Origin of the sequence: Pseudomonas asturiensis (assembly GCF_900143095.1) — a bacterium.
Lineage (GTDB): Bacteria > Pseudomonadota > Gammaproteobacteria > Pseudomonadales > Pseudomonadaceae > Aquipseudomonas > Aquipseudomonas asturiensis.
On record NZ_FRDA01000008.1, the window covers coordinates 86,933 to 113,019 of the forward strand.

A 26,087-nucleotide genomic window follows, 5' to 3' on the forward strand; every position below is an offset into this window, starting at 1 on the left:
TTGTGTAAAGCTGGCGGGGCATCTGCTCAACGGATGTCCTTCCAGTACTCGCGCTTGAGCAAGTAGACGAAGATCAACAGCAGGGCCAGGTAGAGCAATACGTAGGCGCCGATGCGCTGGTGCCGCAGCTTGACCGGGTTGGCCGAATAATCCAGAAACGTCACCAGATTCCTGATTTTCTCATCGAATTGAGCAGGCGTCAGACTTCCTGAATGGGGGACGATGATCAACTGATCACAAGCCTCATGGGTCAGCGGCGCGCCACTCAGCGAATCGTATTGTTTCTTGCCCTCGACCTCGCGCTGCACCTGTTTGCACCCCATCACCTGACGCCCCTGCAGCGAGACCAGTACATTCGGCATCGCGACGTCGGGGAAAACCTTGTTGTTGCCCCCCCAGGGTCGCGCCGGATCCTCATAGAACGAGCGCAGATAACCGTAAAGCCAATCCGTCCCACGCACCCGAGCCACCAGCGTGAGATCGGGCGGCGCCGTACCGAACCAGGCTTTGGCATCCGCTGGCTGCATGCCCGTCAGCATGTGATCGCCGATCTTTGCGCCTGTGAACACCAGCTTTTCAAGCATCACTTCATGGGGAATGCCCAGGTCATCGGCAACGCGCTCATAGCGCTGGTACTTGGCGCTGTGACAGCCCATGCAGTAATTGACGAACGTGCGCGCGCCGTCCTGCAACGCCGCCTTGTCGGATACGTCAATGTCGACATGCTCGAGCGGCGAGTTGCTTGATACCCCGAACACAAACGCGGGCAACGCGGCAAAGATCAATACAGCCAGGAGTCTTTTCATCACCCCGTCACCCGCTCCGGAACCGGCCGCGTGCGTTCAAGCCGGGTATAAAAAGGCATCAACAGGAAGTAAGCGAAGTACAGGCAGGCGCAGACCTGTGCCACCAGCGTGCGCCCCGGCGTAGGCGGCTGCACCCCAAGATAGCCGAGGGTCACGAACGACACACAGAACAGAATCAGCGCCACCCGGCTGATCCAGCCCTTGTAGCGCATGGACCTGACCGGACTGCGATCCAGCCACGGCAGCACGAACAGGACGGCGATGGCCGAGCCCATGGCCATGACCCCCATCAGCTTGTCTGGAACGGCGCGCAGGATTGCGTAGAACGGCGTGAAATACCAGACCGGCGCAATGTGTTCCGGGGTCTTGAAGGCGTTGGCCGGCTCGAAGTTCGGCTTCTCCAGAAAGTACCCGCCCATTTCCGGAAAAAAGAACACGACCGTACAGAACACGAACAGAAACACCACGACACCCACCAGATCCTTGAGGGTGAAGTAAGGATGAAAGGCGATGCCGTCCAGCGGCTTGCCGTTCTCATCCTTGTGCTTCTTGATGTCGATGCCGTCCGGGTTGTTCGACCCCACTTCATGCAGCGCGAGAATATGCAGCACCACCAGACCCAGAATAACGATGGGCAACGCCACGACGTGCAGCGCAAAGAAGCGATTGAGGGTGATGCCGGAGACCAGATAATCTCCGCGAATCCACTGGGTCAGGTCCTCGCCGATGAAAGGAATTGCCCCGAACAGCGAGATGATCACCTGCGCCCCCCAATAGGACATCTGCCCCCAGGGCAACAGATAGCCCATGAAGGCCTCTGCCATGAGGCTCAGGTAAATCAGCATGCCGAATATCCAGACCAGTTCACGGGGCTTCTGATAAGACCCGTAGAGCAATCCGCGAAACATGTGCAGGTAGACGACAATGAAAAACGCCGAGGCGCCCGTCGAGTGCAACAGGCGCAGGATGGCGCCGTACTCGACATCGCGCATGATGTACTCAATCGACGCGAAGGCCCCCTCAGCCGTGGGCGTGTAGCTCATGGTCAGCCAGATGCCGGTCAGAATCTGATTGACCAGCACCAGCAAGGCCAGCGAACCGAAGAAGTAGAAAAAATTGAAGTTGCGCGGGACGTAATACTTGCTCAGATGCTCTTCCCACATTCTCGTGGCGGGGAAGCGCGCATCGATCCAGTCCACCAGCCTGCCCATTACACACCCTCCTGATCGACACCAATGACGATGACCGTGTCCGACTCATAGGAATACGGGGGTACAGGCAGATTCAGCGGGGCGGGCTGCGACTTATACACCCGCCCTGCCAGATCGTAATGAGAGCCGTGACAAGGACAGAAATAGCCGCCCAGCCAGTCCTTGCCAAGGTCGACAGGCGCCACTTCAGGACGGAAGGTCGGCGAGCAGCCCAAGTGAGTACAGATACCGACCAGCAACACGATATCCGGCCTGATCGAACGCACTGCGGGGTCTACGTAAGCGGGCTGAGCCGAGGCCCTGGATTGGGGATCGGACAACTGCCCGGTCAGCTTGCCCAGGTTATCGAGGATTTCAGGCGTACGCCTGAGGATGAACACCGGCTGGCCACGCCATTCGGCAACCATTTGCTGCCCCGGCTCTATCTTGCCGATGTTGACCTTGACCGGCGCACCTGCCGCACGAGCCTTGGCGCTCGGAGACCATGAGCCGACGAACGGAATAGCAGCCCCAACTGCTCCGGCCGCCCCCAATACGGACGTGGCAGCCACGAGAAAGCGACGCCGGCCATCGTTCACGCCGTCATTGCTCATTCGACCCCCTCCCATCAGCGACACGGCCTGTCGGACGCAGGCGTCTACCTGATAACAATTTAGCTGTTCTGAACGCTGGCAGGGGGTAAAAAACCCCTTCGCCAGACGACCGCCCCAAAAGCAGTCGAAGGCTGTTAATCAAGCGTTACAGCCCGCCCCACGGTCTCCATGAAAATGAGCGGAGATAAACCGGCCCATAAAAAAACGCCCAACTCGATAAACGAGGTGGGCGTTCTTTTTGAACGAAGAGCGAATTAACGCTTCGAGTACTGCGGACGCTTACGCGCTTTACGCAGACCGACTTTCTTACGTTCAACTTCACGAGCATCGCGAGTTACGAAGCCTGCTTTGCGCAGTGCGCCACGCAGGGTTTCGTCGTACTGCATCAGAGCGCGAGTGATACCGTGGCGGATTGCGCCAGCCTGACCACTTACACCGCCACCGATAACGGTGACGTAGATGTCGAACTTTTCAACGGTCTCGGTCAGTTCCAGCGGCTGACGAACTACCATGCGGGCAGTTTCGCGACCGAAGAACGAGTCCAGAGTGCGGTTGTTGATCGAGATGTTACCAGTACCCGGACGCAGGAAAACGCGTGCGGTTGCGGTCTTGCGACGGCCAGTGCCGTAATTTTGAGTCGCCGACATAATGAACTATTCCGTTAAAACTTCAGTTCTTGGGGCTGCTGAGCAGTATGAGGGTGTACAGCGCCCGCATAAACTTTCAGCTTACGATACATGTCGCGACCCAGCGGGTTCTTAGGCAGCATGCCTTTGACCGCGGTCTCGATCACGCGCTCAGGAGCTTTGTCGATCAGCTTTTCGAAGTTGATCGACTTGATCCCGCCCGGAAAACCGGAGTGTGAGTAGTAGATCTTGTCGGTAGTCTTGGCACCGGTCACGCGGATCTGCTCGGCATTGATCACGACGATGTAGTCGCCGGTGTCAACGTGCGGAGTGTACTCCGGCTTGTGCTTGCCACGCAGACGGCTCGCGATTTCGGTGGCCAGACGACCCAGGGTCTGACCAGCAGCGTCGACGACGAACCAGTCGCGCTTAACTGTTTCCGGTTTAGCAGTAAAAGTTTTCATTCTTTATAGCCTCAGGGGCCGCCCTGAAAATTAGACGGCGGATCTTACTGAATAGTGCGTACTTTGACAAGTCAAAGGCAGCCGGAAACAGACGCTATCGGGGGCTCGGGTCAGCGCGTCCGTTATACGGCAAGATTCTTCGGCAGACGGCGCATCACTTCCACTGCAAAGAGCTGGCGGATTATACAGGCTCGAAAAATAACCTCAACCGGATTTTTCGTTCACGTTCTGTTTATTGCCCCGGACCGCCGCGATGAAGGATATTTGCCGCCTGGAATCGCACCCTCTCACAGCCTCCGCCCTTTCGACTGTCGCGAGGCGACTGGACAGGTCCGGGAAAAAATAAGACGATCCAGCCGTTGATTGACCATTTACCCATATAAGAATAAAGATTATGCCAACCCAACACTCCGCCCCTCTGCGGCGCGTCAGCATTCTGGCCACCGATAAAGTGTTTGCCTCGACACTGATGCAGGCCAAGGATTTTTTCCACCTGGCCAGTCTCAGGTACAGCAGGCAACTCGGTCACGGCCTGGTGCCTGCTTTCGAGATACGCCTGGTCAGTCCGGACGGCCTGCCCGTTGGCAGCTTCAGCGACGTCACGCTGCCCGTGGACGGCGATCTGTGCCCGAGCGACATCATCGTGATCCCGGCTTTCTGGGACGATTTCGACGCACTCTGCCAACGCTATCCGCAGGTATTGCCATGGCTGCGCGAGCAGCATGCTCAAGGTGCGGTTCTGTGCGCAGAAGCCACAGGCGTGTTCTGGCTCGCCGAGGCCGGGCTGCTCGATGGCAAGGAAGCGACGACCTACTGGCGCTTCTTCACCCAGTTCGCCGAACGCTATCCGAACGTGCTGCTCAATCAGGAAAAACACCTGACCGACGCCGACAACTTGTACTGCGCAGGCGGCACCACATCGGCCTGTGACCTGTACATCTATCTGATCGAGCGCTTCTGCGGGGCCAATGTCGCGCAGGCGGTGGCCCGTGACATTCTTTATGAAGTACGGCGCACCTATTCGCCGGGACGGATTGGCTTTGGCGGCCAGAAGCTGCATCAGGACGTGATCATCCTGCAGATCCAGCACTGGCTGGAGGAGCACTTCGCGGAAAAATTCCGTTTCGAAGACGTCGCCCGCGAACACGGCATGAGCATTCGCAACTTCATGCGCCGCTTCCAGACCGCTACTGGTGACAAGCCGTTGCATTACCTGCAACGCCTGCGCATCGAAACCGCAAAGGGCCTGCTGTCCGGCTCGCGAAAAAGCATCAAGACCATCAGTTACGAAGTCGGCTACGACGACGCGAGCTTCTTCGCCCGCCTGTTCCGCCAGCACACCGAGCTGTCGCCCAACCAGTATCGTCAGCAGTTTCAGCAGGCAGCCTGACCCGATTCAGGCATCCACCCCGCAAAAAACGAAAAAGGCCTGCAATGCAGGCCTTTCCGTATCGGGCGATCAAACCGTCAGGGTTTGTGTGCCCGCGACAGGAACTCGTGGGACTGCATTTCAAGCAGGCGGCTCAAGGTGCGCTGGAACTCGAACATCAGTCGACCGCCGGTGTACAGGTCCTTCAGTTCGACTTCTGCCGAGATGATCAGCTTGACGTTGCGGTCGTAGAACTCATCGACCATGTTAATGAAACGACGGGCGATGTCGTCTGTGGAGACGTCCATCTGCTCGACACCGCTGAGCAATACGGCATGGAAAATCTTGCCCAGCTCGATGTAGTCGTTCTGGCTGCGCGGGCCGTCGCACAGCTCGCGGAAGTCGAACCACGCCACGTCATCACAAGTGCGCAAGGCGCGAATCTCGCGATTTTCGATCACCAGCACATCGTTTTCGAGGGTCTCTGCGCATTCCGGCGTCAGCGCCTTGAAGCTCTTGCGCATGCTCTCCTGCGCCGCCTCATTGAGCGGGAAGTGGAACAGCTCAGCTTGTTCCAGATGACGCAAACGGTAATCGACGCCACTGTCGACGTTGACGATGTCAGTATTCTGCTTGATCAGCGCAATGGCTGGCAGAAAGCGAGCACGCTGCAAGCCGTCCTTGTAGAGGCCGTCCGGAACGATGTTCGACGTGGCAACCAGGGTCACGCCGTTCTTGAACAGTTCTTCCATCAGGGTGCCGAGAATCATGGCGTCAGTGATGTCGGACACAAAGAATTCGTCGAAGCAGATGACCCGCGCCTCATCGGAAAAACGCTTGGCGATGATGGTCAGCGGGTTCTTCTCGCCCTTGAGGGTTTTCATTTCCTCGTGCACGCGCTTCATGAAGCGGTGAAAGTGCGTGCGAACCTTGTCCTTGAACGGCAGGGCGTCGAAGAACGTATCGACCAGATAGGTTTTGCCGCGCCCTACTCCGCCCCAGAAATACAGGCCTTTGACCAGGGTCGGCTCTTTCTTGCCAAATAGCTTGCCGAACAGGCCGGGCTTGCTGTCATGGGAGGCGACCAGGTCGTCGTACAGGCGCTGCAAATGACGCACAGCATTTTCCTGCGCGGCATCATGGAAAAAGTCCGGGCGCTTCAGATCAGCTTGATATCGTTCTAGGGGCGTCATATTCGTTAGCAGGGCAACAAAAACGGGTCGTCACTGTAACGACGACCCCGGGGAATGGCAATCAGTCCTGTTGAGGAGCAAGTGCCGACTTGAGCGCCTGGATGGCATTGTCGCGTGCTGCCGTATCGGCGAACACCGGGCTGTCGGCCACACAGGCATCGTCCAGCCAGAGCGTGAAGCGATCAGCCTCAATGCGCAGATCAAGCTCGCCGCCCTGCTGCAATTGCTTGCTGGCCGCGCCTGCCGCTTTGCCATCGGCAAAATGGCGCGACAACAGCAGTTGTTCGCCATCGGCCGCCAGCAGACGGAAACGGAAACTGCCGTCGTCTTCACGGAAGCTCACAAAGCGTGCGCCTTTGGCGGCTTTCTTCTTGCCGGTATCGGCCCCCTGTACCACCGTGCGGAACGAGCGCAAGCCAACGGCCTCACGCAGCTCACCCAGGAATGGCGTGGCAACACGACGGGCTTTCTCGGCACCGGCCAGCAGAATATCTTCCAGATCGGCCGGGCGCTCGATCAGATTCAGGTACGTTTCACGCTTCTGGGCCAGCTCGGCGTCCAGCAAGGTGAACAGACGATTCTTCGCCTCGCCCCAGCCCAGTCCGTCCAGCAGCTCAGCGCGGAACCCGGCGCATTGCTCAGGCGTGGAGAACGCCTGATACAGCGTAAACAGGTGGGCGTTGTCTGGATCCTTCGCCTCGCCCGGCGCACGCGAGTCGGTGACGATGCGCGAAATGGCGTCCTTCATCTCCTTGGCGCTGCTGAACAAGGGGATGGTGTTGTCGTAGCTCTTGGACATCTTGCGACCGTCCAGGCCCGGCAGCGTTGCCACGCTTTCCTCGATCAGCGCTTCGGGCATGACAAAGAATTCCTTGCCCTTGCCGAACAGGTGGTTGAAGCGCTGGCCGATATCACGGGCCATTTCGACGTGCTGAATCTGGTCACGCCCCACGGGCACCTGGTGTGCGTTGAACATCAGGATGTCGGCGGCCATCAGCACCGGGTAGCTGTACAGGCCCATCGTGATGCCCGAGTCCGGGTCTTCACCGCCCTCGACGTTCTTGTCCACCGACGCCTTGTAAGCGTGCGCACGATTGAGCAGGCCTTTGGCCGCTACGCAGGTCAGCAGCCAGGTCAACTCGGGAATTTCCGGGATGTCGGACTGGCGATAGAAGGTCACCCGGTCAACATCCAGACCAGCGGCCAGCCAGGTCGCAGCGATTTCCAGACGCGAGCGCTGAATGCGTTGCGGGTCGTCGCATTTGATCAGCGCGTGGTAATCGGCCAGAAAATAGAACGAATCGAAGTCGCTCTGACGACTGGCGACGATAGCCGGGCGAATCGCGCCCGCGTAGTTGCCCAGATGGGGGGTGCCGGTGGTCGTGATACCGGTCAGGATACGAGTGGTCATGGCAGGTCGCTTATCTATGGGCTGCAATCAATTGGAGAGGCGCGGCAGGATCAATTCTTTGAGATCGGTCAGCTTGCCGTGAAAAAAGTGTCCGCATTCTGCCACTTTCAGCAGCTCATGGGGACGCTGCAGCTCAGCCGACCAGGCGTAGACGGTTTGCGGGTCGATGACTTCATCGGTTTCCGGCTGAATCACCGTCAGCGGGCAGTTCTGAGGCAGCACACTGTGGTCCTGCAGACGCGCAGCGGCGGCGGCCACCAAAAACAGATGCGTGAGCGTTTCGCCTTGCGCTTCCAGGCGGCCGCCCAGATTGGCTGCAACGTAACCGCCAAAGGAAAAACCGAACAGGGTCATGGGCAGATCAGGGTGTTTTTCACGCAGCCATCTGGCAGCAGCTTGCGCATCGTCGATCTCGCCAGGCCCTGCCACTGAGGTGCCAGCACTGGCCCCTACGCCGCGATAGTTGAAGCGCAGCGTGATCAAACCTTCGTCCCGTGCGGTACGCTGCAACGTGGAAACGACTTTATTGAGCATCGTTCCACCCTGGATCGGGTTAGGATGGCAAATCAGTGCGACGCCTCTGGCATCGGGTACGTCCTGATACAGTGCCTCTAGCTGGCCCTCTGGGCCATCGATGAATAACGGGGTTTCGCGCATGAGCAAAAAAGAACTCCGTGACCTTGAAATGGGTCGACTCGTCTAGCTGATTGTCTGTGGCTGGCATATCAACGACGCGTCGCGGGTATACAGCGCAGGTTCGAGCCGTTAACGTAAAGCAAAGCCGTTTATAGAGGAAGGACTCGTGGAACACTCGCTCTTAGTTTGGTTGTTGCCGACTCTCGCCCTGGTTGCCGGTGTCGTCATTGGTTTCCTGGTCGCACGTCTGCTGCCCAACACCGTTCCGAACAGCACCCAGCGCCAGCTGGATGATATTCAGGAGCGTTTCGATACCTATCAGAACGAGGTGGTCACTCACTTCAACAGCACGGCTAACCTGGTACAAAAGCTTTCGCAAAGCTATCACGATGTACAGGAACATCTCGCCGAGGGTGCCAACCGCCTGGCCCTTGACGAACTGACCCGCCAACGTCTGCTGGCCGCTCTGCACCCGGAGGCCAACCAGGCACCTCGCGATCGCCTGACACCGCCACGCGACACCGAAACCCCGAAGGATTACGCGCCCAAATCGCCTAATACTCCAGGCATGCTGGACGAGCATTACGGCTTGAAGAAGTAATACGCCGTGAGTGACACCCCAATCCCGCCCCTGATTGATTCAGCGGCGGGATTTTTTTTGAGCAGTGACTTCACCGGGCTGACCAGCGCCTGCTGACGAAGGCGTCAGCAGGCGCCTATCAACTGCGGCGCTTGAAACAGAAAACCCGCCATCATCGGCGGGTTTTCTGTAACAGGCTGAGACTCAGATCGCGCCGCGGCTGCGCAACATATCCAGCACAAGCTTCACGCCTTCATCCACTGTCAGCGCCTGGGTATCGATCACCAGATCGGCATCCAGCGGTACGTCGTACGGGAAGGACTCGCCCGGAATATTGTCGCCATCGGCAGCATAAAGGCCCTGAGGGTCGCGCTCACGGCATACCGCAGGCGATGCCTGAACGTACACGGTGACCAGACGCTCTTTGCCGATCAGCGCTTTCACGCGCTCGCGGCCTTCCGCATCCGGCGCCACGAAGGCAGCCAGGGTCAGCAGGCCGGCTTCGTTGAACTGACGCGCCACATGAGCGGCACGGCTCCAGTTCTCGGTACGACCCGCGCGGTTCTGCGGCAGACCTTTGTTCAGGTCATGACGCAGGTTCTGACCGTCCAGCACGTACACGGCACGCCCCATGTCGAACAGCTTGCGCTCGACTGCGTAAGCCAGGGTGCTCTTGCCTGCGCCCGACAGACCGCTGAACAACACGGTCGCCGGCTGCTGACCGAAGCGCTGTGCACGCTCCTGAGTGGTCACGTGAGCCAGGTCGCCATGATGCGTCGCGCCGCCAGCATTGACCGGCTTGGCGATGATCATGCCTGCCGCCACGGTGCCGTTGGTCAAGCGATCAATAACGATGAACGCGCCCGTGGTGCGGTTGCTGTCGTAACCGTCCAGCGCGATAGGCGCGTCGAGACTGATCTTGACGCGGCCGATCTCGTTCAACTGCAGCGAACTGGCAGGACCTTCGACCAGCGTGTTCACATCCACACGATGCGTGATGCTGGCAATCGAACCCGGCACGTAGCTGGTGGCGCGCTTGATGTCGTACTTCTTGCCCGGCAGCATCGGCTCTTCGGCCATCCAGACCAGCATCGCGTCGAACGCATCGCTGACCTGTGGAACGTTGTCGGCGTGCACCAGCAGGTCGCCACGGGAGATGTCGATCTCGTCTTCCATGGTCAACGTGACAGCCTGACCCGGACCGGCCTGTTCCAGCTCGCCTTCAAAGGTGACGATGGACTTCACGCGGCTGCTCTTGCCCGACGGCAGCACGACGATTTCATCGCCCTTGTGCACGATGCCGCTGGCCAGGGTGCCTGCAAAGCCACGGAAATTGAGGTTCGGGCGGTTAACGTACTGCACCGGGAAACGCAGGTCGGTGTAGTTGCGGTCACTGGCGATTTCGACGGTCTCGAGGATTTCCATCAGCGACTGGCCGGTGTACCACGGCGAACGCTCGCTGCGGTTGACCACGTTGTCGCCCTTGAGCGCCGACATGGGCACGAAGGCCATGGTGGTCGGCTTGAAGGCGATACCGTCTGCGAACTTCAGGTAATCGGCCTTGATCGACTCGAACACGCTCTCATCGAAGCCGTTGAGGTCCATCTTGTTGATGGCGACCACGATGTGTTTGATGCCCAGCAGGGACGCGATGTAGCTGTGGCGGCGAGTCTGGGTCTGAACGCCATAACGTGCGTCCACCAGGATGATCGCCAGGTCGCAGGTCGACGCGCCAGTGGCCATGTTGCGGGTGTACTGCTCGTGGCCCGGCGTGTCGGCGATGATGAACTTGCGTTTGGCCGTCGAGAAATAGCGATAGGCGACATCGATGGTGATGCCCTGCTCGCGTTCGGCTTGCAGCCCGTCCACCAGCAGCGCCAGGTCGACGTCGTCGCCTGTGGTGCCGGACTTCTTGGAATCACGCGTAATGGCTTCCAGGTGATCTTCATAGATCATCTTGGAATCATGCAGCAGGCGACCGATCAGCGTGCTCTTGCCGTCGTCGACGTTGCCACAGGTGAGAAAGCGCAGCATTTCCTTGCGTTCGTGCTGGCCCAGATAAGCGAGGATGTCCTCACTGATCAAATCGGATTGATGCGACATGTGACACCCCCCTTAGAAATAACCCTGACGTTTCTTTTCTTCCATCGAGCCTGCGCCATCGTGGTCGATGACCCGGCCCTGGCGCTCGGAAGTTCGCGTCAGCAGCATTTCCTGAATGATGTCAGTCAGGCTGGTGGCTTCGGACTCGACGGCGCCGGTCAACGGGTAGCAGCCGAGTGTGCGGAAACGCACCTTCTTCTTGACGATACGGGCCTTTTCCTCGTCGGTGAGGTGCTCAAGGATGCGATCGTCGTCAATCATGATCAGCGTGCCGTTTTTCTCGATCACGTCACGCTCGGCCGCGAAGTACAACGGCACAATCGGGATACCTTCCAGGTAGATGTACTGCCAGATGTCCAGCTCGGTCCAGTTAGACAGCGGGAACACGCGAATCGACTCGCCCTTGTTGACGTTGCCGTTGTACACGTTCCACAGCTCGGGACGCTGGTTCTTCGGGTCCCAGCGGTGCTTGCTGTCGCGGAAGGAGTACACGCGTTCCTTAGCCCGGGACTTTTCTTCGTCACGGCGTGCACCGCCAAAAGCGGCGTCGAAACCATGCTTGTCGAGCGCCTGCTTGAGGCCCTCGGTCTTCATGATGTCGGTGTGCTTGGCACTGCCGTGAGTAAATGGATTGATGCCCTGCGCCACCCCGTCAGGGTTGACGTGGGTGATCAGGTCCAGGCCCATATCCTCGACCATCTGGTCGCGGAAGCGATACATCTCCTGGAATTTCCAGCGGGTATCGACGTGCATGACCGGAAACGGCAGCTTGCCCGGAAAGAAGGCTTTGCGCGCCAGGTGCAGCATCACGGCCGAATCCTTGCCGATCGAGTACAGCATCACCGGGTTATCGAACTCGGCGGCGACCTCGCGGATGATGTGGATGCTTTCCGCCTCCAGCTGTTTCAGATGCGTCAGTTTATCAACCATGGTTTCTCACGGATTACTTACGTTATGGACCGGGAAAACCCGGGGCGGCCTGCGGGCCGTATTCGAGCCGCGCACTTTATCATGCGTGATATCGCTAATCAGCGAAGCGGCTAGATCGAAACGATCTATACATATGCCCCGCCGTTTGATCACTCAGATCGGATTCGGGCAATCGATGAAAATGTGCTCGAGCGCAAAACGACGGGCCAGGTAATCGCCCAGTGCCTGAACGCCGTAACGCTCGGTGGCGTGATGGCCAGCAGCGATGAAGCTGATGTCGTTTTCCCGCGCACTGTGAAAGGTCTGCTCCGACGCCTCGCCGCTCAGAAAAAGGTCCACGCCTTCACGCACGGCCTGATCGATATAGCCCTGCCCACCGCCCGTGCACCAGCCGACACGACGAATCATCTGGCTGCCCTCAATCAGCAGCGGTTCCCGACCCAGCACTTCCTGCACACGGCGGGCGAAATCACGCGGAGTCATGGGCTCGGACAGGGAGCCGACCAAGCCGACCACTTTCGGGTTTTCCGGATCGAGTGGACCTTCGACCGTAATATCCAGTTGACGCGCCAACTGCACGTTGTTGCCCACATCGGGATGCACGTCCAGCGGCAAGTGATAGGCCAGCAGGCTGATATCATGCTTGAGCAGCGTTTTCAGGCGGCGCTGCTTCATGCCGACCACACAGGGGTTTTCGCCCTTCCAGAAGTAACCGTGATGGACCAGGATCAGATCCGCCTGGGCCTCGACAGCAGCGTCGAGCAGGGCCTGGCTGGCCGTCACTCCGCTGACGATCCGCATCACTTGCGGACGGCCCTCGACCTGCAGGCCGTTGGGGCAATAATCCTGAATACGGGCGCTGTTCAGGTAGCGGTCGGCTTCTTCGACCAGGGTGCTCAGGGCAACAGCCATAAAAGACTCCTAAATATGCAGTTCAGAGCGGCTTTGTGCTCGTATAATGCCCGCCATTATGGCGCACACGCGGCAAAACTTTCTGCGCCGAAACCACCAGGACTTGTTCAATGCTCAAGGCACTGCGCTTTTTCGGCTGGCCATTGCTGGCCGGCGTGCTTATCGCCATGCTGATCATTCAGCGTTATCCGCAATGGGTGGGGCTGCCAAGCCTGGATGTCAATCTGCAACAGGCACCGCAGACCACCAATATCATGCAAGGCCCGTCCTCGTACGCCGATGCGGTCAGTGCCGCAGCGCCTGCGGTGGTCAACCTCTATACCACCAAGATGGTGAACAAGGGTGCCAACCCGCTGTTCGAGGATCCGCAGTTCCGACGCTTCTTCGGTGACAACGCACCCAAACAGAAACGCATGGAGTCCAGCCTTGGGTCCGGCGTGCTCATGAGCCCGGAAGGCTACATTCTGACCAATAACCACGTCACCACGGGTGCAGACCAGATAGTGGTAGCGCTCAAGGACGGCCGCGAGACCATCGCCAGGGTCATCGGTAACGACCCTGAAACCGACCTTGCAGTGTTGAAGATCGACCTGAAAAATCTGCCGGCGATCACCATCGCCCGCTCCGATGGCATCCGCATCGGCGATGTGGCGCTGGCTATCGGCAACCCGTTCGGGGTTGGTCAGACAGTGACCATGGGCATCATCAGTGCCACAGGTCGCAACCAGTTGGGGCTCAACACCTACGAGGACTTCATCCAGACCGACGCGGCCATCAACCCCGGCAACTCGGGCGGCGCGCTGGTGGATGCCAGCGGCAACCTGACAGGCATCAACACAGCGATCTTTTCCAAGTCGGGCGGCTCGCAGGGTATCGGTTTTGCGATTCCAACCAAGCTGGCGATGGATGTCATGAAGTCGATCATCGAACACGGTCAGGTGATTCGTGGCTGGCTGGGCATCGAAGTTCAGCCCCTCACTCAGGAACTGGCCGAATCGTTCGGCCTGAAGGATCGTCCGGGCATCGTGGTCGCCGGTATTTTCCGCGACGGACCGGCGCAGAAAGCCGGATTGCAACTGGGCGACGTGATCCTGAGCATCAATGGTGAACCGGCTGGCGATGGCCGGCGCTCGATGAACCAGGTGGCGCGCACCAAACCCAAGGACAAGATCGCCATCGACGTGATGCGTAACGGCAAGGAGTTGCGACTGAGCGCCGAAGTAGGCCTGCGTCCGCCACCGGCACCGGCACCCGTTGCGAATCCTGAGTGACCTCCGGGCGAGCGCTGTGCACGCAATCATGTGCACACGTCTCGCTGGCTGAATGCAGCGCTGCCTGGGAGCGATCAAACTGATCACTCCACAGGCAAACGGCTGAGTAAACGCAGTCAAAGTGGGAGCGAGCTTGCTCGCGAAAGCCGTGTTCCAGACGCAACATCTCCGCTGGATGTAATGGCCTCTTCGCGAGCAAGCTCGCTCCCACACAGACAGTGCTACCTGCGCAAGGTAGGCGCTCGGCACGTCACCGGCGTTTTGTCCGTGACGCGCTGAGTCACTCTTGCCTCAGATATCGCTCAGCCCTTCCAGCAACGCCTGATGCTGCTCCGGCGTCCCGATGCTGATGCGCAGGAATTGCGCGATGCGCTGCTGCGTGAAGTGACGCACGATCACGCCCTGCTCACGCAGCTTCGCCGCCAATGCGGCCGCGTCGTGCTGCGGGTGGCGGGCGAAGATGAAGTTGGCAGCTGAAGGCAGAACGTCGAAGCCCTTGGCCTGCAATTGCTCGACCAGCGCCTCACGGCTTTCAATGACCTTGTTGCGCGTCACCTCGAAGTGCTCACGATCCTCGAACGCTGCCGCACCGCCCACATTGGCCATGCGGTCCAGCGGGTAGGAGTTGAAGCTGTTCTTGACCCGCTCCAGCGCTTCGATCAGGTCCGGATGGCCGACCGCAAGCCCGACGCGCAGGCCTGCCAGCGAACGTGATTTGGAGAGGGTCTGCGTCACCAGCAGGTTCGGATAGCGATTGACCAGCGTAATCGCGGTCTCGCCGCCAAAGTCGATGTAGGCTTCGTCCACGACCACCACTGAATCCGGGCTGGATTTGACGATCTGCTCGACGGCATCCAGGGCCAGCAGGCAGCCAGTGGGTGCATTGGGGTTGGGGAAGATGATCCCGGCGTTCGGCCGTGCGTAATCCTCGACCCGGATCTGGAACTGCTCATCCAGCGCTACAGGTTCGTAATCGATGCCGTACAGGCCGCAGTACACCGGATAGAAGCTGTAGCTGATGTCCGGGAAGAGCAACGGCGCATCGTGCTTGAACAAGCCGTAAAAGATATGCGCCAGCACTTCGTCGGAACCGTTGCCCAGGAACACCTGGCTCGGCTCGACACCGTAGTAAGTGGCAACGGCCTGCTTGAGCAGATCACTATTGGGATCAGGGTACAGACGCAGGTCGTCGGTGAGCGCACCGCGCATGGCTTCAAGCGCCTTGGGCGAGGGGCCGTAAGGGTTTTCGTTGGTGTTGAGTTTGACCAGCTTGCTCAGTTTTGGCTGCTCACCCGGCACGTAAGGCACCAGATCGCGGACAAACGGACTCCAGAATTTACTCATTATTTGCCTTCCTCTGTGCCGCCGGCTTTCCAGCTCGGGTCGGTAATTCGATATTCGGCGCTGCGGGCATGGCCACTCAGCGACTCGCCACGGGCCAGCACGGAGGCTGTCTTGCCCAGTTCAGACGCACCTTGCGGCGAGCAATAAATGATCGACGAGCGCTTCTGGAAATCGTAAACACCCAGCGGCGACGAAAAGCGCGCCGTACCGGAAGTAGGCAATACGTGGTTGGGACCGGCGCAATAATCGCCCAGCGCCTCGGACGTGTGACGGCCCATGAAGATGGCACCGGCATGGCGAATATGCGGCAACCATGCTTCAGGATCGGCCACCGACAATTCCAGGTGCTCAGGGGCGATGCGGTTGGCAACTTCAATGGCTTGAGCCATGTCCGCCACCTTGATCAACGCCCCACGGCCATTGATGGACGTCTCGACAATCGCCGCACGGTCCATCGTAGGCAGCAGGCGCGTGATGCTGGCAGCCACCTTGTCGAGGAACTCGGCATCCGGGCTGACCAGAATCGCCTGCGCGTCTTCGTCATGCTCGGCCTGGGAGAACAGGTCCATGGCGATCCAGTCAGGATCGGTCTGGCCGTCACACACCACCAGAATCTCGGAAGGACCGGCAATCATGTCGATGCCGACCTGGCCGAACACATGGCGCTTGGCCGTGGCGACATAAATGTTGCCAGGCCCGACGACCTTGTCGACCCTGGGCACACTTTCGGTACCGTAGGCCAGCGCGGCCACAGCCTGCGCGCCACCGATGGTGAAGACACGATCGACACCGGCGATGCAGGCCGCAGCCAGCACCAGCTCGTTGATCTCGCCACGCGGGGTCGGCACCACCATGACCACTTCGGTCACGCCTGCCACTTTGGCAGGGATGGCGTTCATCAACACCGAGGACGGATAGGACGCCTTGCCGCCCGGCACGTAAAGACCGGCACGATCCAGTGGCGTGACTTTCTGGCCCAGCACCGTGCCATCGGCTTCGGTGTAGCTCCAGGAATCCTGCTTCTGTTTCTCGTGATAGCTGCGCACGCGCTCGGCGGCAGTCTCAAGCGCCTGGCGCTGGACGGGCGTGATACGGGTCAGGGCCAGTTCCAGACGCTCGCGGGGCAGAATCAAATCGGCCATCGACGCAACCTGCAGGCCATCAAAGCGCTGGGTGAACTCCACCAATGCCGCATCGCCACGCTCACGCACGGCCTTGATGATGTCGAGCACGCGCTGATTGACCGAGTCGTCAGACACACTTTCCCAGCTCAGCAGATGATCCAGATGTCGGGCGAAATCCGGGTCGGCAGCATTGAGTCGGCGAATTGCAGTGGAAGTGGTCATGGCGAGGGCCTCAATAATTGGCGGATGCTCAGGAGCCTAAAGCTACCAAGCTATCCGCGCAGGCACCTGAGAAACTTGGCTATGACACGGATAGCTGGACGCAACTCAACGTTGCGTGATCGGATCAGCCGCGGTGTCGCGACTCCACTGCCTTGCGCAGGGTGTCGATGAGCGCCTGAATGCGCGCGTGCTGCATTTTCATGGAAGCCTTGTTCACCACCAGACGCGAACTGATGGTGGCGATCAGTTCCTGTGGCTCAAGACCATTGGCACGCAGAGTGTTGCCGGTATCGACCACGTCGATGATCTTGTCAGCCAGACCGATCAGCGGCGCCAGTTCCATCGAGCCGTACAGTTTGATGATGTCGACCTGACGGCCTTGCTCGGCGTAATAGCGTTTGGCGACATTGACGAACTTGGTCGCAACGCGCAGGCGACCCTTGGGCTCGACCGCACCAATGGCACCGGCGGTCATCAGCTTGCACTTGGCAATCTGCAGATCCAGCGGCTCATACAGGCCCTGGCCGGTGTATTCCATCAGCACATCCTTGCCCGCAACACCCAGGTCGGCAGCGCCATGCTCGACGTACGTCGGTACGTCGGTGGCGCGCACGATCAGCAGACGCACGTCAGGCTGGGTCGTGGGAATGATGAGCTTGCGGCTCTTGTCCGGATTCTCGGTCGGCACGATGCCCGCTTCAGCGAGAAGCGGCAGGGTGTCGTCAAGGATGCGGCCCTTGGACAGTGCGATGGTCAACATGGGAAACGTAAGTCCTTATCAGGAAACTTTTGGCATGACGCAAACGGCGCATGACAACCCTCAGGCAACGGATGCCGGAGGTGGAACGAATCAGAAAATCACACCCGCTATCGAACAGCAACCCTGACGCCGAAAAGCGTCAGGGTCACGTACGACTAACCCGGAACGCGACGGATCTTGGCGCCCAGCATCTGCAGCTTCTCTTCGATGCACTCGTAACCACGGTCGATGTGGTAAATGCGGTCGATCAGCGTGTCGCCTTCAGCCACCAGGGCTGAAATCACCAGACTGGCCGAAGCACGCAGGTCGGTCGCCATGACGGGCGCGCCCTTGAGGCTTGGCATGCCGGTCACGATGGCCGTGTTGCCTTCCACCTGGATATGCGCGCCCATGCGGTGCATCTCATACACGTGCATGAAGCGGTTTTCGAAGATGGTCTCGATCACTGCGCCGGTGCCTTCGGCAATGGCGTTGAGCGAAATGAACTGCGCCTGCATGTCGGTCGGGAACGCCGGGTAAGGGGCGGTCCGCACATTGACAGCCTTGGGCCGCTTGCCGTGCATGTTCAGTTCGATCCAGTCATTACCGGTCGTGATTTCAGCACCGGCTTCCTGAAGCTTGAGCAGGACAGCTTCCAGAATCGTCGGATCGGTGTCCTTGACCTTGACGCGGCCGCCGGTCACGGCAGCGGCGACCAGGTAGGTGCCGGTTTCGATACGGTCGGGCATGACCTTGTAGGTCGCAGGCCCCAGACGCTTCACACCATCGATGGTGATGGTGTCGGTGCCTGCGCCGTGGATTTTTGCACCCATGGCGATCAGGAAGTTGGCCAGATCGACCACTTCAGGCTCACGCGCGGCGTTCTGCAGAACGCTGCGGCCGTTGGCGAGGCTGGCAGCCATCATGATGTTCTCGGTACCGGTCACGCTCACGGTATCGAAAAAGAAGTTGGCGCCACGCAGGCCGCCTTCCGGTGCCTTGGCCTTGATGTAGCCGCCTTCCACGTCGATGATCGCACCCATGGCTTCAAGGCCACGAATGTGCAGGTCAACCGGACGCGAACCGATGGCGCAGCCGCCGGGCAGCGCGACTTCGGCTTCACCGAAACGAGCCACCATCGGGCCGAGCACCAGGATCGACGCACGCATGGTCTTGACCAGCTCATACGGCGCGATCAGTGTCTTTATCGTGCGAGGGTCGATTTCCACGCTGAGCTTTTCGTCGATCACAGGCTCGATACCCATGCGACCAAACAGCTCGATCATGGTGGTGATGTCGTGCAGGTGCGGCAGGTTCTGAACGGTAACCGGCCCATCGGCCAGCAGGGTTGCTGCAAGGATCGGCAAGGCAGCGTTCTTTGCCCCGGAGATGCGGATTTCGCCGTCAAGACGAACACCGCCGGTAATAATCAATTTATCCATTAGAATCTCGACACCAATTGGCTCAGGTGCGCTCGGCCCAGGCAGCGCGGCTGAAAAATTTCATAGTCACCGCGTGGATGCTGCCATCGGCAATCCAAGGGTTCAGATGGGCATAGATCTGTTGCTGACGCTTGACGGGGCTCATGCTGGCCAGCTCGTCACTGATGACGTTCAGCTGAAAGTTGCAGCCTTCGCCTTCAACTTCCACTTTGATTTCGGGCAGCTTTCCTTCAAGGAAGCCTTTAACTTCTACGGCCTGCATGCTTAACCTCGATCGGCGCTGAACGCGCGCGGGTCGGCCATGATACAAAAAAGCCCATGCTATGCGAACCCCGGTGATGGGGCGACGGACAGAGGGCTTTTCCGATCTACCTGTTAATGGATGTCCAGAAGCTCGTTCAGGCCAGAAACCTGAGCGATTTTACGCATGTCTTCGGGCAAAGACTGCACTTTGATCGTCTTGCCGGCTTCACTTGCATCGCGCATGAAAGCCAGCAGCAGGGCCAGGCCCACGCTGCTGGACTTCTCGACGCCAGAACAATCGAGCGTCAGGCTGTTCAAGTCGCCGGACTTGATCAGGGCCGCGCCCTGCTTGCGCAGCTGCGGACCTGTGCGGTAATCCAGTACACCGACCAGTTTCAATTCACCAGGCCCGACCAGGCGGACAGCCGTCTCGGTCATTGTGCGGACTTCTGCGCAGCTTCGTCGGTGGTTTCCTTGGCCTTCGCCACTTCGCCCGCCCAGCCATCGATGGTCTTGTCCAGATCGTTGCCGTTACGCTGCATGGCGTCGGAGAACTGATCACGGAACAACTTGCCGATGTTGATACCGTTGATGATGACGTTACGCACTTTCCACTCACCGCTGATTTTTTCCAGGGTGTAGGAAACCGGGTAAACAGCACCATTATTGCCTTTGACCTGCATGTCGACGCTGGTGCGATCAGCACCCTCATCCTTGGCAGGCGCTACGGTAATGCCCTGGTTGTTGTATTCCAGCAGCGCATTGCCGTAGAACTGCATCAGGCTGCGCTTGAAGTTTTCCTGAAAGCGCTGCATTTGCGCAGGGGTTGCCTTGCGCGAGTACTTGACGGTCATGATGCTGCGAGAAATGCCGTCAGCGTCCACAACCGGACCGACGATGCGGTTCAAGGCATCGTAAAAAGCCCCGGGATTGGCTTTGTACTGTTCCTTGTTGGCGGCCAGGTCGCTCAACAACTCCTTGGTGGTGCGATCTACCAGGTCATGAGCCGACGGCGACGTCGCAGCGTTGGCCAGCATCGGCAGTGTGGCCAGTAATACCAGCAGGCCACGGCGCAGAATAGAGATCATTTAAAGCTCCTTACTTGGCGTCTTTACTTACGGTATTGAGCAGGAATTTCCCGATCAGATCTTCGAGCACAAGCGACGACTGCGTGTCATGGATGGTTGCCCCGTCCTTGAGCAGCGCTTCATCGCCGCCGACGCTCAACCCAATGTATTTTTCACCCAGCAGGCCAGCCGTCAGGATCGACGCAGTGGAGTCCGCAGGAAGGTTGTCGACCTTCTTCTGGATCTCCAGCGTGACACGACCGGTAAAGGAATCACGATCCAGATCGATCGCTGTGACCTTGCCGATGGTGACGCCGGCCATGCTTACCTTGGCTCTGACAGTCAAACCGGCAATATTGTCGAAGTAGGCATAAAGTTTATAACTGTCATTGGTCGCACTGGTGCTCAGACCACTGACTCGCAGGGCCAGCAAGAGCAAAGCCAGTATCCCGGCCAGCAGGAACAGGCCGACACCGGTTTCGATGGCGCGGTTTTGCATCAGAAATCTCCAAACATCAAGGCGGTCAAAATAAAGTCCAGGCCCAACACTGCCAGCGAGGCGTAAACCACGGTTTTGGTCGTGGCGCGACTGATGCCCTCGGAAGTGGGCTCACAGTCATATCCCTGGAAAACGGCAATCCATGTCACCACAAAAGCAAATACGACGCTTTTGATGACCCCGTTGAGCACATCATTCGTGAAGGAAACACTGTTCTGCATGTTCGACCAGAAAGAACCTTCATAGACTCCCAACCAGTCGATCGCGACCCAGGATCCACCCCAGATACCGACCACGCTGAAGATCATTGCCAGAATCGGCAACGAGATAAACCCCGCCCACAGGCGCGGTGCAACGATGTATTTGAGCGGGTCGACGCCGATCATCTCCAGACTGGAGAGCTGCTCGGTCGATTTCATGTTGCCGATCTCGGCCGTCAGCGCCGAACCGGCGCGCCCCGCGAACAGTAGCGCGGCAACGACCGGCCCCAGTTCACGCAGCAAGGTCAGCGCGACCATCTGGCCCACCGCCTGCTCCGAACCGTACTTGGTCAGAATGCTGAAGCCCTGAAGCGCAAGCACCATGCCGATGAACATACCCGACACCACAATGATGACCAGCGACATCACGCCGACCGAGTACAGCTGCCTGACCAGCAATTGAAAGCTGCTGCCGGTTCCGCCACGCCCCAACAGGGCATGACCGAGAAAAATCCCTGAACGCCCCAGAACGGTAACGATATCTATGGCCGAGCGCCCAAGCAGGCGAACACGGTCCATCAATGACTTCTTGCGCATCAGCGCTTCCCCAAAAGATCTTCGCGAAAATCCGGAGCCGGATAGTGAAACGGCACAGGGCCATCCGGTTCGCCGGTCATGAATTGACGAATGCGCGGGTTATCCGAAGACAACAGTTCCTGTGGCGTCCCCTGCCCGAGTACCTGGCCGTCACCCACGACGTACAGATAATCGGCGATGCTCGCCGTCTCGCTCAGATCATGTGACACCACAATGCTGGTAATGCCCAACGCATCGTTGAGCAGGCGGATCAGACGCACCAGCACGCCCATCGCAATCGGGTCCTGACCGACGAAAGGCTCGTCGTACATCAGAATTTGCGGATCCATGGCGATTGCACGCGCCAGCGCAACGCGCCGCTTCATACCACCGGACAGCTCGTCGGGCATCAGTTCGACGGCCCCGCGCAGCCCCACCGCCTGCAATTTCAGCAACACGATGTCACGAATCATTTCTTCGGGCAGATCGGTATGCACGCGCAACGGAAAGGCGACGTTTTCGAACACATCCAGATCGGTGAACAGCGCGCCGCTCTGAAACAGCACGCCCATGTGCTTGCGGGCATCGAACAGATCGCTGCGCGAAAGCTCGGGCAGGTTCTGACCGTTGACCCACACCTGGCCTTCGCTGGGGCGCAGTTGTGCGCCCATCAAACGCAGCAGAGTGGTCTTGCCGCTGCCCGATGGCCCCATGATCCCGGTGACTTTGCCCCGAGGAATACGAATATCGACATTATTGAAAATGCTGCGCGTACCGCGTTTGAAAGAAACCCCTTTCAACTCGACGGCGTAGGCGTCATCAGGACTCATCTAAACTCCTTGCGATACAGCCTCCCTCCTCAGCCGCCGAGTCCCGAAGAAGGAAGACAGGCTGTCCAGGCGGGCCGAACAAGCCGCGAACTATACCATCGTCGTTACGGCCACCCAAGAAGAGAACCAGTAGGTTCAGTTATTCACCGATATTTTTTCAGCCTATGACGCGATAGCTAATTGCCCGACTACAGACCCGTCAACCCGTAGGAAATTCGTTTAAAAACATCACAACGACGATCAGACGTGAGGGAATCGTACATTACCGCTATAATCGCCGGCTTTCAGCAGGCCGACCCTTTCAAGATATGAACCAATCCAGTGACCTGATTCAATCCGCGCAACGCACCATCCGCCTCGAGATAGAAGCCATTGAAGGCTTGCTGGGACGTCTCGATGCCGATTTCGTGCGCGCGTGCGACATGATCCTGGCCAGCAAAGGGCGCGTCGTTGTAGTCGGCATGGGTAAATCCGGCCACGTAGGCAACAAGATTGCCGCGACACTGGCGAGCACCGGCACCACTTCATTTTTTGTACACCCGGCTGAAGCCAGCCATGGCGACATGGGCATGATCACCCGCGATGACATCATTCTGGCCCTGTCCAACTCGGGCACGACCAACGAGATCGTCACCCTGCTGCCGTTGATCAAGCGTCTGGGCATCAAGATGATCAGCCTGACCGGCAACCCGGAATCGACGCTGGCCAAGGCAGCCGACGTCAATCTCAACGTCCAGGTCGCGCACGAAGCCTGTCCGCTCAACCTTGCCCCTACCTCCTCGACCACCGCCACACTGGTCATGGGCGATGCCCTGGCCGTCGCGCTGCTCGAAGCACGTGGATTCACAGCTGAAGATTTCGCCTTTTCCCATCCCGGCGGTGCGCTGGGCCGACGCCTGCTGCTCAAGGTCGAGCACGTCATGCATTCCGGCGATGCACTGCCCACGGTCCAACGCGGCACGCTGTTGCGCGATGCGCTGCTGGAAATGACCCGCAAGGGTCTGGGCATGACCGCGATACTTGAAACGGACGGCACACTGGCCGGGATCTTCACGGACGGCGACTTGCGCCGCACGCTGGACCGCCCGATCGATATCCGCCAGACCACCATCGATGAAGTCATGACCCTTCACGGCAAGACGGCCCATGCGGACATGCTCGCCGCCGAAGCCCTGAAAATAATGGAAGACTTCAAGATCAGCGCCCTGGTCGTGGTTGATCCGCAAGACCGTCCGGTCGGCGCGTTCAACCTGCAGGATCTACTGCGCGCGGGAGTGATGTGATGCAGACTCAGACAGCCCACAGCGAACTGATGCAACGCGGCAAGGCCATTAAACTGGCGGTCTTCGACGTCGATGGCGTGCTGACTGACGGGCGGCTTTATTTCCTTGAAGACGGTAGCGAATTCAAGACATTCAACACGCTCGACGGCCAAGGCATCAAAATGCTGATAGCCTCCGGTGTAACGACGGCTATCATCAGCGGTCGAAAGACACCTGTGGTCGAGCGCCGGGCCAAGAACCTGGGCATCGAGCACCTGTATCAGGGGCGTGAAGACAAGCTGGTGGTCCTTGACCAACTGCTGACCGAATTGAAATTGAGTTATGAACAGGTCGCCTATCTGGGTGACGATCTGCCAGACTTGCCAGTCATCCGACGCGTCGGCCTGGGCATGGCGGTTGCCAACGCGGCCGGGTTCGTTCGCCAGCACGCGCACGGTGTTACACAGGCGCGCGGCGGCGAAGGTGCAGCACGCGAATTCTGCGAACTGATTCTGAGTGCGCAAGGCAACCTTGAAGCGGCTCACTCCGCCTATTTATAGAAGCCATTTATGTTCAGTAAAAAAATTCGGAAGTTCCTGCTTTTCGGAGTACTGGCGCTGTTGCTCGCCGCTGTCGGCTACTGGAACGTAAGCCCGGAAAGCTTCATGGACCAGCCTGTGGCTGCTGTCGACGAAAATGCCATTGATTACTACGCAATCAATGCGCACAGCGTCCAGTACCTGCCCGATGGCAAGCTTCAGTACGACATGACGGCCGACAAGGTCGAGCACGTGAAGGCCACTGACGTGACCCTGCTGACCACGCCCGACCTGCAGATGTACCGCGGCACCCTCTTCCCTTGGCATGTACAGAGCAAGCAGGGCGAGGTATCGCCCGGCGGCGACCAGGTCGAACTCATCGATTCCGTTCGCGTTGCGCGGACCGACGAAAAACAACGTACGACTATCATCACCAGTAGTCGCATGACGGTATTCCCACAGAAGCAATATGCGCAGACCGAGCAAGTCGTTAGAATCGACGGCGCGGGCGGTGTCACTACGGCCAAGGGAATGAAAGCGTATTTGAACGACGGCAGGATGGACCTGCTGTCCAACGTAAGAGGACAGTATGAGGCTCGTTAAAACTCTTCCTTTCTTGCTCGGCCTGGGCGCAGCACTGGGAAGCGCGAGCGCCTGGTCTCTGCCGACCGACCGCGATCAGCCGATCCACATCCAGTCCGACGATGCGCAGCTCGATGACAAGAAAGGTGTTGCCACCTACAAGGGCAACGTCATCATCACGCAAGGCTCGATGAAGATCACCGGCAACACCGTGACCATCACCCGTAATGCACAGGGCGAAGTCGACGTATTCACCTCCGTCGGCAACCTGGCGTACTACGAGCAGAAGCCTTCCGTGGACAAGCCGATCGTGCAGGCCTACGCCGTCACCATTCAGTACTACGCGGCGCAGGATCGTATCGTGCTGATCGACAAGGCCAAGGTCATCAATGACGGCAACACGTCCGAAGGCGAGAAGATCGTCTACGACACCGTCAAGCAGATCGTCAGCGCAGGCCGGGCCAATGGCGGTGCGAAAGTGACAGCCCCGCGCCCACGGATCGACATGGTCATCCAGCCGAAAAAGAAAACCGATCAACCGCAGAAGGCCCAGTAAATGGCGACGCTGAAAGCCCAGCATCTGGCTAAAAGCTACAAGAGCCGTCAGGTCGTACGCGATGTGAGCATTTCCATCGACAGCGGTCAGATCGTTGGCTTGCTGGGCCCTAACGGCGCCGGCAAGACCACCTGTTTCTACATGATCGTCGGTCTGGTACAGGCTGATCAGGGCCGCGTGCTGATCGACGACCTGGACGTCAGCCACCAGCCCATGCACGGTCGCGCACGCGCCGGCATCGGCTATCTGCCGCAGGAAGCCTCGATCTTTCGCAAGCTTTCAGTGGCCGACAACATCATGGCCATCCTTGAGACCCGCAAGGAACTCGACCAGGCGGGGCGTCGCAAGGAACTGGAAAGCCTGTTGCAGGAGTTCCACATCACGCACATTCGCGACAACCTGGGCATGAGCTTGTCGGGTGGCGAACGTCGTCGCGTGGAGATTGCACGTGCGCTGGCCACAGCCCCCAAGTTCATCCTCCTGGACGAACCCTTCGCAGGCGTCGACCCTATTTCGGTAGGCGACATCAAGCAGATCATCCATCACCTCAAGGCCAAGGGCATCGGTGTACTGATCACCGACCACAACGTCCGTGAGACGCTGGATATCTGCGAGACGGCCTACATCGTCAACGACGGGCAATTGATTGCAGAAGGCGACTCGGAAACCATCCTGGCCAACCAGCTGGTGAAGGAAGTCTATCTGGGTCACGAATTCCGCCTGTAATCACCGCATCTGGCCTGATCAGGCGACCAAT

General features: G+C 58.9%; 29 protein-coding genes. 8 read left to right on the forward strand and 21 right to left on the reverse strand.

What is annotated here, in order from left to right:
* Window positions 1–26: 26 nt before the first annotated feature.
* From BUB69_RS15640 to rplM, 5 genes are all read right to left on the reverse strand, one after another.
* A complete protein-coding gene (locus BUB69_RS15640) occupies window positions 27–806 on the reverse strand; it encodes a cytochrome c1 (RefSeq protein ID WP_073168307.1) in 780 nt (259 codons plus the stop codon).
* On the reverse strand, window positions 806–2,017 hold the full coding sequence (locus BUB69_RS15645) for a cytochrome b (RefSeq protein WP_073168310.1): 1,212 nt from the start codon (window positions 2,015–2,017) through the stop codon (window positions 806–808). Before BUB69_RS15645 ends, BUB69_RS15640 begins: the two co-directional genes overlap by 1 nt.
* Window positions 2,017–2,610 carry a ubiquinol-cytochrome c reductase iron-sulfur subunit gene (petA, locus tag BUB69_RS15650; RefSeq protein ID WP_073168312.1) on the reverse strand — a complete coding sequence of 198 codons (594 nt, stop codon included), beginning with the start codon at window positions 2,608–2,610 and terminating at the stop codon, window positions 2,017–2,019. The genes BUB69_RS15645 and petA overlap by 1 nt, the downstream gene beginning before the upstream one ends.
* Before the next feature lie 254 nt (window positions 2,611–2,864).
* A complete protein-coding gene (rpsI, locus tag BUB69_RS15655) occupies window positions 2,865–3,257 on the reverse strand; it encodes a 30S ribosomal protein S9 (RefSeq protein WP_024687149.1) in 393 nt (130 codons plus the stop codon).
* Between the two features lie 14 nt (window positions 3,258–3,271).
* Window positions 3,272–3,700 carry a 50S ribosomal protein L13 gene (gene rplM, locus BUB69_RS15660; RefSeq protein ID WP_004881525.1) on the reverse strand — a complete coding sequence of 143 codons (429 nt, stop codon included), beginning with the start codon at window positions 3,698–3,700 and terminating at the stop codon, window positions 3,272–3,274.
* A 493-nt stretch (window positions 3,701–4,193) separates the two neighbouring features.
* Here rplM and BUB69_RS15665 point away from each other — a divergent pair, with 493 nt between their 5' ends.
* Entirely contained in the window at window positions 4,194–5,090 is an 897-nt protein-coding gene (locus BUB69_RS15665; RefSeq protein ID WP_163032153.1) for a GlxA family transcriptional regulator, read from the forward strand.
* 77 nt (window positions 5,091–5,167) lie between these two features.
* Here the strand turns inward: BUB69_RS15665 and zapE are convergent, their stop codons facing one another.
* The 3 genes from zapE to BUB69_RS15680 all read right to left on the reverse strand — a co-directional run bounded on the left by zapE (window position 5,168) and on the right by BUB69_RS15680 (window position 8,330).
* Window positions 5,168–6,262, reverse strand: a complete 1,095-nt coding sequence (zapE, locus tag BUB69_RS15670) for a cell division protein ZapE (RefSeq protein WP_073168318.1) — start codon at window positions 6,260–6,262, stop codon at window positions 5,168–5,170.
* Window positions 6,263–6,323: 61 nt separating this feature from the next.
* Window positions 6,324–7,673 (reverse strand): tryptophan--tRNA ligase, encoded by a 1,350-nt coding sequence (locus BUB69_RS15675; RefSeq protein ID WP_073168321.1) that lies wholly within the window; start codon window positions 7,671–7,673, stop codon window positions 6,324–6,326.
* Between the two features lie 27 nt (window positions 7,674–7,700).
* The gene (locus BUB69_RS15680; protein WP_073168324.1) at window positions 7,701–8,330 is read right to left on the reverse strand and encodes an alpha/beta hydrolase; all 630 of its coding nucleotides are present in this window, start codon (window positions 8,328–8,330) and stop codon (window positions 7,701–7,703) included.
* A gap of 145 nt (window positions 8,331–8,475) precedes the next feature.
* Between BUB69_RS15680 and BUB69_RS15685 the strand changes: the two genes are divergently transcribed.
* On the forward strand, window positions 8,476–8,910 hold the full coding sequence (locus BUB69_RS15685; RefSeq protein ID WP_073168326.1) for a Z-ring associated ZapG family protein: 435 nt from the start codon (window positions 8,476–8,478) through the stop codon (window positions 8,908–8,910).
* A gap of 183 nt (window positions 8,911–9,093) precedes the next feature.
* Here the strand turns inward: BUB69_RS15685 and cysN are convergent, their stop codons facing one another.
* From cysN to BUB69_RS15700, 3 genes are all read right to left on the reverse strand, one after another.
* Window positions 9,094–10,992: a sulfate adenylyltransferase subunit CysN gene (gene cysN / locus BUB69_RS15690; RefSeq protein ID WP_073168329.1), complete on the reverse strand. Its 1,899-nt coding sequence runs from the start codon at window positions 10,990–10,992 to the stop codon at window positions 9,094–9,096.
* A gap of 12 nt (window positions 10,993–11,004) precedes the next feature.
* On the reverse strand, window positions 11,005–11,922 hold the full coding sequence (gene cysD, locus BUB69_RS15695; protein WP_073168331.1) for a sulfate adenylyltransferase subunit CysD: 918 nt from the start codon (window positions 11,920–11,922) through the stop codon (window positions 11,005–11,007).
* A gap of 153 nt (window positions 11,923–12,075) precedes the next feature.
* Window positions 12,076–12,834, reverse strand: coding sequence for a Nif3-like dinuclear metal center hexameric protein (locus BUB69_RS15700; RefSeq protein WP_073168333.1), 759 nt, complete (start codon window positions 12,832–12,834; stop codon window positions 12,076–12,078).
* A 110-nt stretch (window positions 12,835–12,944) separates the two neighbouring features.
* Between BUB69_RS15700 and algW the strand changes: the two genes are divergently transcribed.
* Window positions 12,945–14,105 (forward strand): Do family serine endopeptidase AlgW, encoded by a 1,161-nt coding sequence (gene algW, locus BUB69_RS15705; RefSeq protein ID WP_024687158.1) that lies wholly within the window; start codon window positions 12,945–12,947, stop codon window positions 14,103–14,105.
* Window positions 14,106–14,396: 291 nt separating this feature from the next.
* On the opposite strand, the gene hisC is transcribed toward algW, so the two are convergent.
* From hisC to BUB69_RS15755, 10 genes are all read right to left on the reverse strand, one after another.
* The gene (gene hisC, locus BUB69_RS15710; protein ID WP_073168336.1) at window positions 14,397–15,449 is read right to left on the reverse strand and encodes a histidinol-phosphate transaminase; all 1,053 of its coding nucleotides are present in this window, start codon (window positions 15,447–15,449) and stop codon (window positions 14,397–14,399) included.
* On the reverse strand, window positions 15,449–16,795 hold the full coding sequence (hisD, locus tag BUB69_RS15715; protein WP_073168338.1) for a histidinol dehydrogenase: 1,347 nt from the start codon (window positions 16,793–16,795) through the stop codon (window positions 15,449–15,451). Before hisD ends, hisC begins: the two co-directional genes overlap by 1 nt.
* Window positions 16,796–16,919: 124 nt before the next feature.
* On the reverse strand, window positions 16,920–17,555 hold the full coding sequence (gene hisG / locus BUB69_RS15720; RefSeq protein WP_004881537.1) for an ATP phosphoribosyltransferase: 636 nt from the start codon (window positions 17,553–17,555) through the stop codon (window positions 16,920–16,922).
* Window positions 17,556–17,710: 155 nt separating this feature from the next.
* Window positions 17,711–18,976, reverse strand: a complete 1,266-nt coding sequence (gene murA / locus BUB69_RS15725) for a UDP-N-acetylglucosamine 1-carboxyvinyltransferase (RefSeq protein ID WP_073168341.1) — start codon at window positions 18,974–18,976, stop codon at window positions 17,711–17,713.
* 22 nt (window positions 18,977–18,998) lie between these two features.
* On the reverse strand, window positions 18,999–19,238 hold the full coding sequence (locus BUB69_RS15730) for a BolA family protein (protein WP_073168343.1): 240 nt from the start codon (window positions 19,236–19,238) through the stop codon (window positions 18,999–19,001).
* A gap of 113 nt (window positions 19,239–19,351) precedes the next feature.
* On the reverse strand, window positions 19,352–19,657 hold the full coding sequence (locus BUB69_RS15735) for an STAS domain-containing protein (RefSeq protein WP_073168345.1): 306 nt from the start codon (window positions 19,655–19,657) through the stop codon (window positions 19,352–19,354).
* Window positions 19,654–20,307: an MlaC/ttg2D family ABC transporter substrate-binding protein gene (locus BUB69_RS15740; RefSeq protein ID WP_073168347.1), complete on the reverse strand. Its 654-nt coding sequence runs from the start codon at window positions 20,305–20,307 to the stop codon at window positions 19,654–19,656. The genes BUB69_RS15735 and BUB69_RS15740 overlap by 4 nt, the downstream gene beginning before the upstream one ends.
* 10 nt (window positions 20,308–20,317) lie before the next feature.
* Window positions 20,318–20,785, reverse strand: a complete 468-nt coding sequence (gene mlaD, locus BUB69_RS15745) for an outer membrane lipid asymmetry maintenance protein MlaD (RefSeq protein WP_024687466.1) — start codon at window positions 20,783–20,785, stop codon at window positions 20,318–20,320.
* The gene (gene mlaE, locus BUB69_RS15750; protein ID WP_073168349.1) at window positions 20,785–21,582 is read right to left on the reverse strand and encodes a lipid asymmetry maintenance ABC transporter permease subunit MlaE; all 798 of its coding nucleotides are present in this window, start codon (window positions 21,580–21,582) and stop codon (window positions 20,785–20,787) included. The genes mlaD and mlaE overlap by 1 nt, the downstream gene beginning before the upstream one ends.
* Window positions 21,582–22,391 (reverse strand): ATP-binding cassette domain-containing protein, encoded by an 810-nt coding sequence (locus tag BUB69_RS15755; protein WP_073168351.1) that lies wholly within the window; start codon window positions 22,389–22,391, stop codon window positions 21,582–21,584. The genes mlaE and BUB69_RS15755 overlap by 1 nt, the downstream gene beginning before the upstream one ends.
* Window positions 22,392–22,699: 308 nt before the next feature.
* Between BUB69_RS15755 and BUB69_RS15760 the strand changes: the two genes are divergently transcribed.
* From BUB69_RS15760 to lptB, 5 genes are read left to right on the forward strand one after another with little or no spacing between them, the layout of a single operon-like run.
* On the forward strand, window positions 22,700–23,674 hold the full coding sequence (locus BUB69_RS15760) for a KpsF/GutQ family sugar-phosphate isomerase (RefSeq protein ID WP_073168353.1): 975 nt from the start codon (window positions 22,700–22,702) through the stop codon (window positions 23,672–23,674).
* Window positions 23,674–24,213 (forward strand): KdsC family phosphatase, encoded by a 540-nt coding sequence (locus BUB69_RS15765; protein ID WP_073168356.1) that lies wholly within the window; start codon window positions 23,674–23,676, stop codon window positions 24,211–24,213. The genes BUB69_RS15760 and BUB69_RS15765 overlap by 1 nt, the downstream gene beginning before the upstream one ends.
* 9 nt (window positions 24,214–24,222) lie before the next feature.
* Complete coding sequence (lptC, locus tag BUB69_RS15770) at window positions 24,223–24,795, forward strand: LPS export ABC transporter periplasmic protein LptC (RefSeq protein WP_073168358.1); 573 nt, start codon at window positions 24,223–24,225, stop codon at window positions 24,793–24,795.
* A complete protein-coding gene (lptA, locus tag BUB69_RS15775) occupies window positions 24,782–25,330 on the forward strand; it encodes a lipopolysaccharide transport periplasmic protein LptA (RefSeq protein ID WP_073168360.1) in 549 nt (182 codons plus the stop codon). Before lptC ends, lptA begins: the two co-directional genes overlap by 14 nt.
* Window positions 25,331–26,056, forward strand: a complete 726-nt coding sequence (gene lptB / locus BUB69_RS15780; RefSeq protein WP_024687473.1) for an LPS export ABC transporter ATP-binding protein — start codon at window positions 25,331–25,333, stop codon at window positions 26,054–26,056.
* Window positions 26,057–26,087 lie beyond the last annotated feature (31 nt).